The sequence below is a fragment of the Pantoea rwandensis genome (assembly GCF_002095475.1).
Classification (GTDB): Bacteria; Pseudomonadota; Gammaproteobacteria; order Enterobacterales; family Enterobacteriaceae; genus Pantoea; species Pantoea rwandensis.
Window position 1 is genome coordinate 33,402 of record NZ_MLFR01000021.1, and the last position, 12,583, is coordinate 45,984.

General features: G+C 54.4%; 14 protein-coding genes and 1 riboswitch. Of the genes, 10 read left to right on the plus strand and 4 right to left on the minus strand.

Annotation, left to right across the window (positions count from 1 at the left end):
* Positions 1 to 173 precede the first annotated feature (173 nt).
* A riboswitch (molybdenum cofactor riboswitch) is annotated at positions 174 to 307 on the plus strand.
* The 7 genes from moaA (at position 297) to HA51_RS18200 (ending at position 4,939) form a co-directional block, all read left to right on the plus strand.
* On the plus strand, positions 297 to 1,283 hold the full coding sequence (gene moaA, locus HA51_RS18170; protein ID WP_084935997.1) for a GTP 3',8-cyclase MoaA: 987 nt from the start codon (positions 297 to 299) through the stop codon (positions 1,281 to 1,283). Its footprint overlaps the riboswitch before it by 11 nt.
* 17 nt (positions 1,284 to 1,300) lie before the next feature.
* Positions 1,301 to 1,816 carry a molybdenum cofactor biosynthesis protein B gene (gene moaB, locus HA51_RS18175; RefSeq protein ID WP_084935998.1) on the plus strand — a complete coding sequence of 172 codons (516 nt, stop codon included), beginning with the start codon at positions 1,301 to 1,303 and terminating at the stop codon, positions 1,814 to 1,816.
* Positions 1,817 to 1,818: 2 nt separating this feature from the next.
* Complete coding sequence (gene moaC, locus HA51_RS18180; RefSeq protein WP_084935999.1) at positions 1,819 to 2,304, plus strand: cyclic pyranopterin monophosphate synthase MoaC; 486 nt, start codon at positions 1,819 to 1,821, stop codon at positions 2,302 to 2,304.
* A complete protein-coding gene (gene moaD / locus HA51_RS18185; RefSeq protein ID WP_084936000.1) occupies positions 2,297 to 2,542 on the plus strand; it encodes a molybdopterin synthase sulfur carrier subunit in 246 nt (81 codons plus the stop codon). Before moaC ends, moaD begins: the two co-directional genes overlap by 8 nt.
* Positions 2,543 to 2,544: 2 nt before the next feature.
* The gene (moaE, locus tag HA51_RS18190) at positions 2,545 to 2,997 is read left to right on the plus strand and encodes a molybdopterin synthase catalytic subunit MoaE (RefSeq protein ID WP_084936001.1); all 453 of its coding nucleotides are present in this window, start codon (positions 2,545 to 2,547) and stop codon (positions 2,995 to 2,997) included.
* Positions 2,998 to 3,079: 82 nt separating this feature from the next.
* Entirely contained in the window at positions 3,080 to 4,174 is a 1,095-nt protein-coding gene (locus HA51_RS18195) for a DUF1615 domain-containing protein (protein WP_084936002.1), read from the plus strand.
* A gap of 57 nt (positions 4,175 to 4,231) precedes the next feature.
* Positions 4,232 to 4,939, plus strand: coding sequence for a Bax inhibitor-1/YccA family protein (locus HA51_RS18200; RefSeq protein ID WP_084936003.1), 708 nt, complete (start codon positions 4,232 to 4,234; stop codon positions 4,937 to 4,939).
* 143 nt (positions 4,940 to 5,082) lie between these two features.
* Here HA51_RS18200 and HA51_RS18205 read toward each other — a convergent pair whose 3' ends face one another.
* Genes HA51_RS18205 through HA51_RS18215 form a run of 3 tightly spaced genes read right to left on the minus strand, consistent with a single transcriptional unit; the run spans position 5,083 to position 8,050 of the window.
* Positions 5,083 to 6,048, minus strand: coding sequence for a lysylphosphatidylglycerol synthase domain-containing protein (locus tag HA51_RS18205; RefSeq protein ID WP_084936004.1), 966 nt, complete (start codon positions 6,046 to 6,048; stop codon positions 5,083 to 5,085).
* On the minus strand, positions 6,048 to 7,292 hold the full coding sequence (gene clsB / locus HA51_RS18210) for a cardiolipin synthase ClsB (protein ID WP_084936005.1): 1,245 nt from the start codon (positions 7,290 to 7,292) through the stop codon (positions 6,048 to 6,050). Before clsB ends, HA51_RS18205 begins: the two co-directional genes overlap by 1 nt.
* Positions 7,289 to 8,050, minus strand: coding sequence for an endonuclease/exonuclease/phosphatase family protein (locus HA51_RS18215; RefSeq protein WP_084936006.1), 762 nt, complete (start codon positions 8,048 to 8,050; stop codon positions 7,289 to 7,291). The genes clsB and HA51_RS18215 overlap by 4 nt, the downstream gene beginning before the upstream one ends.
* A gap of 176 nt (positions 8,051 to 8,226) precedes the next feature.
* On the opposite strand from HA51_RS18215, the gene HA51_RS18220 reads away from it, so the two are divergent.
* The 3 genes from HA51_RS18220 (at position 8,227) to dusC (ending at position 11,271) form a co-directional block, all read left to right on the plus strand.
* Positions 8,227 to 8,619, plus strand: coding sequence for a YbhQ family protein (locus HA51_RS18220; protein WP_084936007.1), 393 nt, complete (start codon positions 8,227 to 8,229; stop codon positions 8,617 to 8,619).
* A gap of 281 nt (positions 8,620 to 8,900) precedes the next feature.
* Entirely contained in the window at positions 8,901 to 10,310 is a 1,410-nt protein-coding gene (gene rhlE / locus HA51_RS18225; protein ID WP_084936008.1) for an ATP-dependent RNA helicase RhlE, read from the plus strand.
* Positions 10,311 to 10,314: 4 nt separating this feature from the next.
* Entirely contained in the window at positions 10,315 to 11,271 is a 957-nt protein-coding gene (dusC, locus tag HA51_RS18230; RefSeq protein WP_084936009.1) for a tRNA dihydrouridine(16) synthase DusC, read from the plus strand.
* 6 nt (positions 11,272 to 11,277) lie between these two features.
* Here the strand turns inward: dusC and HA51_RS18235 are convergent, their stop codons facing one another.
* Entirely contained in the window at positions 11,278 to 12,456 is a 1,179-nt protein-coding gene (locus tag HA51_RS18235) for a glycosyltransferase family 4 protein (RefSeq protein WP_084936010.1), read from the minus strand.
* Between the last annotated feature and the right edge of the window lie 127 nt (positions 12,457 to 12,583).

A 12,583-nucleotide genomic window follows, 5' to 3' on the forward strand; every position in this document is an offset into this window, starting at 1 on the left:
CGCACATTGAGGCGCAGTTGAAGTGATGTGTATCAATATCTGTCGCGCATTTTAACGTATCCTGCACCGAAAATGCGGTGAAAAAACGTTATGTATCAGTATATATAGCGAAATTCACTGATGGATGCGAGGGGCAAATCGCGCTACCATTCGTATTAACCGTGTTGTCGAAATCGGCAACAAACTCCCAAGCCTTGCATACCTAAGTCGTCAAGATAAGGTTGCCTGGCCGTAGCGTAAGCTGCCAGGGTGCAGAAAGAAATGACTGCATCTCCCGTATTTGGAAAGGTGTTCAGGTGCCACAATTTACAGATGCCTATGCGCGCAGCTTTTATTATCTGCGCCTGTCGGTCACGGACGTGTGTAACTTCCGGTGTACATACTGCCTGCCTGACGGTTACAAGCCGAACGGTACGCACAACAAAAGTTTTCTCTCGCTAGACGAGATCCGCCGCGTGACGCGTGCCTTTGCGGCCGCGGGCACTGAAAAAGTGCGCCTGACCGGCGGCGAACCCTCTATGCGTCGCGATTTCACCGATATCATCGCTGCGGTGCGTGAAAATGCCGCCATTCGCCAGATTGCGGTTACCACTAACGGTTATCGTCTGGCACGTGACGTACGCGCGTGGCGTGACGCAGGGCTCACCAACATTAACGTCAGTGTTGATAGCCTCGATGCGCGTCAGTTCCATGCGATCACCGGCCAAGACAAATTCGCCGAAGTCATGGCCGGGATCGATGCTGCATTTGATGCCGGTTTCGAAAAGGTCAAAATCAATAGCGTGCTGATGCGCGATCTCAACAGCCACAGTCTGAGCACCTTCCTAGACTGGATTCGCACGCGTCCGATTCAACTGCGCTTTATCGAATTGATGGAAACCGGCGAGGGCGGCGATCTGTTCCGTCGTCATCACATCTCGGGCGAAGTCATTCGCGATCAGCTGATTAAGCAGGGTTGGCAGCGCCAGCCGCGCGGTCGCAGTGATGGCCCGGCACAGGTGTTCTGCCATCCTGACTATCAGGGTGAAGTTGGCCTGATCATGCCTTACGAAAAAGATTTTTGCGCCAGCTGCAACCGCCTGCGCGTCTCAGCGATCGGCAATCTGCATCTGTGCCTGTTTGGCGACAACGGTGTGCCGCTGCGCGATCTGTTGGCTTCAGATGCGCAACAAAGTGAGCTGCAAGCGCGCATCGCCCACAGTCTCGGCCAGAAAAAGCAGACGCACTTTCTGCATCAGGGCAACACCGGCATTACACAAAATCTCTCCTTCATTGGTGGCTAAACACAGGAGTTACAGCCATGGGTAAACCTACCGGCGAATTTGTCGCCTTGAATGTGGCGGTGATGACCGTCTCGGACAGTCGCGATGCCAGCAATGACAGCTCAGGGGATTATCTGCGTGAGGCGCTGGCGGAAGCCGGGCATCAGGTGGTGGATCGTGCGATTGTGCCTGACAACCGCTATCGCATTCGCGCTACGGTGTCGCGCTGGATTGCCAGTGAAGATGTGCAGGTTGTCATTATCAACGGCGGCACCGGCTTTAACAGCAAAAACAGTACGCCAGAAGCGCTACTGCCGCTGTTTGACCGTGAAATTGACGGCTTTGGTGAACTGTTCCGCATGTTCTCCTACGAAGAGATTGGCAGCTCAACGCTGCAATCACGCGCAGTGGCAGGACTGGCTAATCAGACGCTGATTTTCGCCGTGCCAGGTTCCACTAATGCTTGCCGTAGCGCCTGGGAACGTATCATTGAAGAACAGCTGGATGCCCGCACGCGTCCCTGTAATTTTGTCTCTCATTTGAAGAAGTTGTAAGCATGTCATCACTCACTCATATCAATGCCGCTGGCGAAGCCCATATGGTTGACGTCTCCGGCAAAACTGAAACGGTTCGCGAAGCCCAGGCCGAAGCGCTGGTGCTGATGAGCGCGGAAACGCTGCAGATGATCATCGACGGCAGCCATCACAAAGGCGATGTGTTCGCTACGGCACGCATTGCCGGTATTCAGGCCGCGAAACGCACCTGGGAGCTGATCCCGCTGTGCCATCCGCTGATGTTAAGCAAGGTGGAAGTCACGTTGGTCGCAGAGCCCGAACACAGCCGCGTGCGCGTCACCTCCCGCTGCCGTCTGACCGGTAAAACTGGCGTCGAGATGGAAGCGCTGACTGCCGCGTCGGTGGCCGCGCTGACTATTTACGACATGTGCAAAGCGGTGCAGAAAGACATCGTCATCGATCAATTACGCTTGCTCACCAAGAGCGGCGGTAAATCCGGCGATTTTCAGGCGGTGACGCATGATTAAAGTGCTGTTTTTTGCGCAAGTGCGCGAGCTCACCGGCACCAGCGCATTAGAGCTGGCGCCAGAATACCAGGATGTCGCCACCCTACGTGCGGCACTGGCTGAGAAGAACGATCGCTGGGCGCTGGCGCTGGAATCCGGCAAGTTGTTGGCGGCAGTGAATCAAACACTGGTGCCGATGAGTCATCCATTGCGCGCTGGCGATGAAGTGGCGTTTTTCCCGCCGGTCACCGGAGGATGAGCATGACCACTCGCATTCGCGTCGGCGTTGACCCTTTCGATGTCGGTGAAGAATATCGGCAGCTTGCTGAGCATGACAGTGACGGCGCGGTCGTCACCTTCACCGGCAAAGTGCGCAATCACAATCTGGGTGACAGCGTGGCCGCTTTAACGCTGGAACATTATCCGGGCATGACGGAAAAGGCGCTGGCAGAGATTGTCGAAGAGGCGCGTCAGCGCTGGGCATTGCAACAGGTGACGGTGATCCATCGCGTGGGCGAACTGTTTCCTGGCGATGAAATCGTGTTTGTCGGCGTCAGCAGCGCACACCGCAGCAGCGCCTTTGCAGCGACGGAATTCATTATGGATTACCTGAAAACCCGCGCCCCTTTCTGGAAACGTGAAGCGACGGAGCAGGGCGAACGCTGGGTCGATGCGCGTGACAGTGACCATCAAGCCGCCGAACGCTGGAAGTAGCGCGTAAAATCCTCCCGCTCTGATAGCCGCAGCCCACTGAAAACGTTAAGGTACGGTTTTTGCTGGCATGTCAGGGAACAGGATGAAAACCATTAGAATGCTGAAAGGCGCAGCGCTGCTCACCGCGCTGATACTGGCCGGTTGTAGTACCAAAAAAGAGCCGCAGGCACCCGCGCGTCAACCCGCTGACGTCAAAAGCCAAATTCAGCAGCTATTGCCCAGTGATGTGACGCAAAAGAGCGTGTGGGCGAATGACATTTACACGGCGTTTCGCGTCCAGCAAATCGATCCCAGCGCCAGCAATGTGTGCGCAGTGATCGCGGTGGCCGATCAAGAATCCAATTTCAATGCCGATGCCCCGGTACCCGGTTTGCCGAAAATCGCGTGGGGCGAAATCGATCGCCGTGCCGCAAAGGTGCACGTTCCCGCCTTTTTAGTGCGTACCGCATTACTGATCAAATCCCCAACCGGTGAAAGCTATGCTGCACGCCTTGATAAAGTGCGCAGCGAGAAAGAGTTGAGCGCCATCTTTGATGACTTTATCGATATGGTGCCGATGGGGCAGAAGCTGTTTGGCAATCTCAACCCGATTCATACTGGCGGCCCAATGCAGGTCAGCATTGAATTTGCCGAAGCGCATGCCAAAGGCTATCCCTATTCGATTGACGGTTCGATTCGTCGCGAAGTGTTTACCCGTCGCGGCGGTATCTACTTTGGTACTTTGCACCTGCTGGGCTATCCGGCAGATTACAGTCAAATGCTGTACCGCTTCGCTGACTTCAACGCCGGATGGTATGCCAGCCGCAACGCCGCGTTCCAGGCCGCCGTGGCGCGTGCCAGTGGCATCAAATTAGCGCTAGATGGTGACTTAATCATGTACGGTAGCGAGCAAGCCGGTTCGACTGAGCTGGCGGTGCGCACCCTGAGCAAGCAACTGGATATGAGTAACCGGGAAATTCGCCGCGATCTGGAAAAGGGGGATAGCGAAAGTTTCAGCAACAGCACATTATGGAAGCAGACGTTTATCCTGGCCGGTAAAATGGCCGGTAAACGCCTGCCGCGCGAGATGCTGCCGGGTATCAAACTGGAAAGCCCGAAAATCACCCGCAACCTGACCACCGCGTGGTTTGCTCAACGCGTGAATGGCCGATATCAACAGTGCTTGACGCGCCGTTGACGCAGCGAAGTGTAGACTCCACACTTAGAGCGTTTGTCTAACTTAATGAGGTGCATCATGGACCGATATCCACGTAATGATTCAATTGTGCAGCAGGCAACCACCGGGCTGCAAACGTATATGGCGCAGGTCTATGGCTGGATGACCTGTGGTTTGCTGTTAACGGCATTTGTTTCTTGGTTTGCAGCGCGTACGCCTGCCATCATGGAGCTGGTGTTCGCTAACCGCATAACCTTTTTTGGGCTGATCATTGCGCAATTGGCTGTGGTGTTTGTGCTTTCAGGTATGGTGCATCGCCTGAGTAGTGCGCTCGCAACCGGCCTGTTTATGCTCTATTCAGCGCTAACCGGGCTGACGCTGGCGAGTATTTTCCTCGTCTACACCTATTCATCTATTGCCAGCACCTTCTTTGTGACGGCAGGTATGTTTGGTGCCATGAGCTTCTACGGTTACACCACTAAGCGTGACCTAAGCCGCTTCGGTAGTCTGCTGTTTATGGCGCTGATCGGTATTGTGCTGGCCTCGCTGGTGAACTTCTGGCTGAAAAGCCCCGCGCTGATGTGGGCCATTACCTATATTGGTGTGGTGGTGTTTGTCGGTCTGACGGCCTATGACACCCAGAAGCTGAAATCGATTGGTGAGAACATCAACGTTAATGATAAAGAGAACCTGCGTCGTTACTCCATCATGGGTGCGCTGACGCTGTATCTCGACTTCATCAACCTGTTCCTGATGCTGCTGCGTATTTTCGGCAACCGCCGATAATTACAGCATATTTGTTTACAGCACATTTGTAGCGGCGCGATTTATCGCGCGCATCTGCAGCGATGGTCATGCTGAACGATGGGCAACGAATCGCGCCGCTTTTCTTCAATACGAATATTCACCGCAACAAGCGGCTCATCTCATCAACGTGCCGCCATCTTGCGCTCATTTTTTTGCCGCAACTGTTTCGCGCGACTCTCCAGCAGTAAATACAGCACCAGTGCCAGCAACAGCGGCAAAATGAAATACAGCACACGATACGCCAGTAGCGCGGCGATAATGGTGCCGTGCGACACCTGCTCTCCGCTCAGGAGTGCGAGAAACACCGCTTCCAACACGCCAATTCCCGCCGGAATATGGATGATCACCCCCGCGATACTGCTGATCAATAACACGCCCAGTACCTGCGGGTAATCCACCTGCCGGGCCAATAGTAGCCAGATAATGGCACCCATCACCAACCAGTTCGCGCTTGAAACAGCAAATTGCAGTAACGCCATGCGCAGCGACGGCAACTGCAGATGCTGGCCTTTCACCGTCCATTGGCGTTTTTTGGCGAAGGTACAGGCCCACAAATAAATAGCCACCAGCACCAGCAACACTGCACCAATAATGCGCAGGGTGTTTTCGCCGATAAACCAGCGCGGTGGAATCGGCACCATCCCCGCCACAAACACCACGCCGGCCAGCAGAAGATAGCCCAGCCAGTTGGTGGCGATACTCATGGAAAAGATCCGTGTGATGGTGCCGCCGGGCAGTCCAAGGCGCGAATAGAGTCGATAGCGCATCGCTACGCCGCCAACCCACGTACTGAGCGTCAGATTAAAGGCGTAGCAAATAAACGACACCAGCATCACCTGGCGTTTAGCCAGCTTGTGGCCGCAATACGCTCGGCCAATTAAGTCATAGACGCCATAAGTCAGGTAACTCACCACCACCAGCGCTGCCGCGCCGAGCACCACATAGCGGTTGTAACCGACGATCACCTGATAGACGTCTTGCCAGTACACTTTGCGGGCGTAAATCACCAGCAGCACAATCACTGCGATGAAAAACAGCCAGGTCAGGATTTTCTTCACCCATTGCCAGCGCGAATGTCTCTTGCTCATCAGGGTTTGGCTCCTTGATTGTCTGTTTCGACCCGGTCCTGCGTCTCCATTTCCGGCTGTACCGGCGCTTCAACCTGGCTCAGTAGCGGTGTGTGCGCGGGTAACCATCCGGCAATCGCAGGAAAATGGCGTAGGAAGTGAAATACAATCACGCTTTTGGTCAGATGCCACCAGGTGCGCGGCGGTAATTTGTCATCTTGTACGCGTTCGCAATCCTGCTGGATCAGGGCTTCAAGATTATCGCGCAGCCTGTGGTTGAAGGCACGATCGTGCACCATCAGGTTGGCTTCAAGGTTAAGTGACAGGCTAAGGGGATCGAGGTTGCTGGAACCCACTGTAGACCAGTGTTGATCCTGCACCGCTATCTTGCCGTGCAGCGGACGGCGGCAATACTCATACACTTCCACGCCGGCATCGACCAAATAGTTGTAGAGCATCTCCGCGCCCACTTTCACAATCGGCATGTCCGGTTCGCCTTGCACAATCAGCCGCACGCGCACCCCGCGTTGTGCTGCGCTGCGCATTTCGCGCAACAGTCGGTAACCTGGAAAGAAATAGGCATTGGCGATGATGACGTCGTGCTTTGCTTTACGCAGCATATCCAGGTAATGCTGCTCAATGTCGTCGCGGTGCTGGTCATTATCACGATAGACAAACAGCACCTGCGCATCCCCCGGCATGGCATTGACTGCCACGCGCTGCGAACGACCTCCCCACCAGCGGCGGGTCACCTGTTCACTGCCCATGGCTTGTTGCACATAGCGCGCAATATCCAGCACCACCGGTCCTGTCACTTCAACCGCGTAATCCTGTTTCGCTTGCGGACCATAAGTGGTGTTGTGCTCGTCAGAGAAGTTGATACCGCCAACGAAGGCGAGGGCATCGTCCACTACCACAATTTTGCGGTGCAGGCGCCGGAACACATTGGTGCGCATGCCTAACACCAGCGGGCGCGGATCGTAATAGAGAAAGCGCACGCCGGCTTCGGTCAGGCTATTAACAAAATGGTCTGAAAGATCGGGTGAGCCATAACCATCAACCATCACTTCAACCTTGACGCCACGCTGAGCCGCAGCCAGCAAATCAGCGTGCAGTGACGTGCCCACCTCATCCTCAAACAGGATAAACGTCTCCAGCAACAGCGTGCGCTCGGCGCGTTGAATAGCGGCTGAAACGCGTGGGAAAAACTGATCGCCATTTTCCAATAGCTGCAGCTGGTTACCTTCACGCCAGCTAAAATTCATAGAAATATCTCCACCGCCAACGGCGCATGATCGGATAAATGTGACCAGGGTTTCACCGGCAATGCCCACGGATGGCTGACCGTAGCATTGCGGATGTAAATTCGGTCGAGGCGCAGCAGCGGAAAGCGCGCAGGGAAGGTGCGTGCCGGGCGGCCGGTCTTCATGCTGAACACCTCTTCCAGGCCCGCGCTACGCTTTAGGAAGCGGTTAGCACGCACCTGCCAGTCATTGAAATCGCCGGCCACCACTAGCGGAGCATCGTGCGGCAGCGTATCGATGCGCTCACTCATCATTTTCATTTGCGCCTCGCGATGTTGCGCTTTTAACCCTAGATGAACACACATCACGTGCAGCGGCTGTGCACGATCGGGGAGGCTTATTTGGCAGTGCAACATGCCGCGCTTTTCGGTTCCAGCGACAGAAATATCGAGGTTTTCATATTCAATAATGGGAAAACGTGACAATATCGCGTTCCCGTGATGACCCTCGGGATATACCGCGTTACGGCCATAGGCGAAATCATGCCACATGGTATCGGCCAGATACTCGTAGTGAGAGTTTTCCGGCCAGTTCTCAATGTGCAGCGAATGGATAGCGTGAGTGCCCATCACCTCTTGCAGGAAGACAATATCCGCCGATGTCGCCCGAACAGCATCGCGCAATTCCGGCAGGATAAAACGGCGGTTAAAGCTGGTGAAACCCTTGTGGGTATTGATCGTGAGGACTTTAAATGAAAACCCTTGCGTGATTTGTGGCATACTGCGACGCGCTCCTTTTCATCATCAACAGCACAAAGTGTAGTCTTTGTCACAAATGGATGGTAAGCGGGGCAGAAAATTAGGGCGTTATCCGAAATTTGCTTTACATTGAGGAAATCCGTCTGGCCGCAGCCAGATACACTTGGGCGACCTGTTGGGTCTGCCAGGAGAAAAGAATGAAATGGTCTAATCGTGTTCAGATTGTTACCGGTCAAACTTGTCTGCACATTGCGATGCACCTGCTGGTGATCGCGGCGCTGGTTTGGGGTTGGAAGCATAAGGCACTGGTTGAAGTGAGCAGTACCCTGGTAGCAGCTTATGCGCTGGTGTTTATCGCCATGCTGGCTCTACAGCGTAGTGCCCGTTTACGCAGAATGGGTGACTCTCTGGAAGAAGTCACGACAACGTACTACTTCGGCGCGGCAATGCTGACGCTGTTCTTGATCTCCCGCTTCATCCATAACAACCTGCTGATTGGTTGTTTAGGCGTGGTGATGCTGGTAGGACCCGCGCTGGTGTCATTGTTGGCGAAAGAGCCCACGCACCGCATCGAGAAGAAGCGCAGCTAAGCTCGCGTGACGTTGTGAAGAGAAAGGAGCCGAATCAGGCTCCTTTTTTATTGCGCGCAATAAATTGGAGCACCAGGGCAGATGCGATTCATCACGTGGCGCTTTGTTACAGAACAGCGACTATTGGGATTCGCAGTCACTTCTGAAACCTGCTAAACTCTCGCCCTTACGCATGGTAGTTTGTGCCCTTTTCACACGTGAGCCTCAGGCTTGCGTCATAGTACCCCCTGAAAAACTACATCGCTCACGGCGAACAGGGCGGTTCGGAGTAATACACCTGCATGTCATTTGACTCTCTCGGCTTAAGTGCCGATATTTTGCGTGCGGTAGCGGAACAGGGCTACCAAGAACCGACGCCAATTCAGCGTCAGGCAATTCCAGTAGTACTGGCCGGTCGTGACCTGCTGGCGAGTGCTCAAACCGGTACCGGTAAGACCGCCGGTTTCACGCTGCCACTGCTGCAGCGTCTGACGGCAAATCCTTCACCTGCGCGTGGCCGTCGCCCGGTACGTGCACTGATCCTCACCCCAACCCGTGAACTGGCGGCGCAGGTGGGCGAGAACGTTCGTGAATACAGTCAGTACCTCAACATCCGTTCGCTGGTGGTCTTCGGCGGCGTGAGCATTAATCCGCAGATGATGAAACTGCGTGGTGGTGTTGATGTGTTGGTCGCGACACCGGGCCGTTTGCTCGATTTAGCGCATCAGAATGCGGTTGATCTGTCACAGGTTGAAATTCTGGTGCTGGACGAAGCGGACCGCATGCTCGATATGGGCTTCATCCACGATATCCGTCGTGTGCTGGCGCGTCTGCCGGCCAAACGCCAGAACCTGCTGTTCTCTGCTACCTTCTCGGATGAGATCAAAACCCTGGCGGAAAAACTGCTGACCAACCCAGAACAGGTTGAAGTGGCGCGTCGTAACACCGCGTCTGAGCAGGTTTCTCAGCAGGTGCATTTCGTTGATAAGAAGCGCAAGCGGGAACTGCTGTCGCTGATGATCGGTCGCGACAACTGGCAACAAGTGCTGGTGTTCACCCGTACCAAACACGGCGCGAACCATTTGGCAGAACAGTTGAACAAAGATGGCATCACTGCCGCCGCCATCCACGGCAACAAAAGCCAGGGCGCGCGTACCCGTGCGTTAGCAGACTTTAAGTCCGGTGGGATTCGTGTGCTGGTTGCTACCGATATCGCCGCACGCGGTCTGGATATCGAAGAGCTGCCACACGTAGTGAACTACGAGCTGCCAAATGTCGCTGAGGATTACGTACACCGTATCGGTCGTACGGGTCGTGCTGCGGCCACAGGCGCGGCGTTGTCACTGGTGTGTGTTGATGAACACAAACTGCTGCGTGACATCGAGCGTCTGCTGAAGCGTGAGATCCCACGCATTGAGCTGGAAGGTTTCGAAGTCGACCCAAGCATCAAAGCTGAGCCGATTCAAAACGGCCGTCAGCAGCAAGGTCGTGGTCAAGGCCAAGGTCGCGGTCAAAGCCAGGGACGTGGGCAGGGCGCTAACGTTTCTCGCCCACACACGGGTAACGGCCAGCGTCCGCAAGGCGGAAGTGGTGCACGTCCACAAGGTGAAGCCCGTCCAGCACGTCGTCCAAGTGCGAGTGCCGGTCAGTCTGCGCCAGCCGCTAACAGCGGTCGTCGTCGCCCGGCAGCGAAAAAGAGCGGGAACGTATAACGCGATGAGGGTGTTACTGGCGCCGATGGAGGGCGTGCTGGATTCGCTTGTACGCGAGCTGCTCTCCAGTGTGAATGATTATGATCTGTGCGTGACGGAGTTTTTGCGCGTGGTCGATCAGTTGCTGCCAGTAAAATCCTTTTGGCGTTTATGTCCTGAGCTGCATAACAGCAGCCGCACGCCTTCCGGTACGCGTGTGCGTATGCAACTGCTCGGGCAATATCCCGAGTGGTTAGCTGAAAACGCCGCGCGTGCGGTGGAGCTTGGCTCCTGGGGCGTCGATCTCAACTGCGGTTGCCCGTCAAAGCTGGTTAACGGCAGTGGCGGCGGTGCAACGCTGCTGAAAGATCCTGAACTGATCTATCGCGGCGCGAAAGCGATGCGTGAAGCGGTTCCGGCTCATCTACCGGTGACGGTAAAAGTCCGTCTCGGCTGGGATTCCGGCGAGCGTCGTTTTGAGATTGCCGATGCGGTGCAGCAGGCCGGTGCCAGCGAACTGGTGGTGCACGGTCGCACCAAAGAAGATGGCTACCGCGCAGAAAGCATTAACTGGCAGGCGATTGGCGAAATTCGCCAGCGCTTGACGATTCCGGTGATCGCTAACGGTGAGATCTGGAGCTGGCAGGATGCACAGGAGTGCATGCGCATTACCGGATGTGATGCGGTGATGCTAGGGCGCGGTGCGCTCAATATCCCCAATCTCGGCCGTGTCGTGAAGTACAACGAAGCACCGATGCCATGGTCAGACGTGGTTGAACTGCTGCTGAAGTATACTCAGCTGGAAAAGCAAGGCGACACGGGCATGTATCATGTGGCGCGCATCAAACAGTGGCTCGGGTATTTGCGTAAAGCCTATAACGAAGCCGATGGTCTGTTCAGCGAAATCCGCACCTTACGCGTTTCAGCCGAAATCGCCACTGCGATTGAACGCCATGCGCATCAGCTAGCCGCACACGCATAGCCCCCCTCATTTAAACGCCGTGGTATATTGCGTCTGCTTACTGGATGAATAAAAGCGGACCAGCTGCTCGCTGAATTTCTCCGGATCATGTTGTTCTGCAATTCTCTTCAGTGATTGTGCCGAGTACTGCGTTATCATCCCCGGGTTGCGCAAAATATCCACGATATGTGTTTTCAGTTGCTGGACGATTTGCTGGCGAATGTGCTTTTTCTTCTCATCTGAATCCACCACATACTCAAATTCATCGTTAAGCGGTTGATGGATAAGCCAGCCACTCCCTTCAGGGTTAATCTCCGGTAGTGCGCGCACGTTGGTGGTGATCACGGGGCAGCCGCTGGCCTGCATTTCCAACACTGAGAAGCCGTAGGTATCCTGCCAGCTTGGCAATAATCCCACATGAGTGCTTTGGAGTAATGCCAGCACCTGAGCGTTAGGCATGGTGGTGGAATGCTGAATATGTGGCGAGGTTTTGATCAAATGCTCAATTCGGGCGTAAAACGCTTCATCATCCTGGAATTGTCGATGGGCAATATTATGTCTCAGCGCCAGATCACCAATCAGCGTCACCTGAATCTGGCTACGGGTAAAAACATCCTCTTCTGTCAGTTGTGAAATGGCCAGCACCACTTCTGCCCCCCCTTTGCGATAAAACTCACTGCCAATAAAAGTGAAGTGAATTTTCCCCGGTGTGATTAAACGTGGTTTTGTACAGAGTAGGGCTTGAGGCGGATGCAGCATAATCAGCTTATGCGCCACCGCCTTTTTGATTACTGGAAAAGCCTCCAGCAATTTCAGTTGAATGTTCAACGTGGCCTGCGAGATGGCAATCAAATAGAGGCACTCGCTTCTGGCGATGAGCTGAAGCTGCGAGTGCAGTTCAGGATTAGCGGTCTTTGCAACGCCCGGCACAGGCAATACACGCGGGATTTCTGTTTCAAAGGTCGCAATCCAGTTTCTATTGGTATGGGCAACTTCATTAAAGAGATGGATAACATCTGCGTCATTTGGCAGCGTGCCAGGCAAGGGATGGAAGATGAACTTTTTATTTTTATGCAGGATTTTCGATCTTACGGCGTTGAGATAGAAATAAACATTCTTTTTCCGACAATCTACATAGTTATGGTGGGATTGGGTCATGATATTTCTTCTTTCAGGATATCCGCTTCCACTGATGATTATCTTCATAATCTCTCCAGACCGGTAAGGAACAGATTGAAATAAAGCAGGTCAACTGACTCGCCGCTTCACTGATATTGGGGGATGTTAAGTGCTGAGTGTAGTGAACTCGGGTTGGTTTAATAATGGCTAAGCT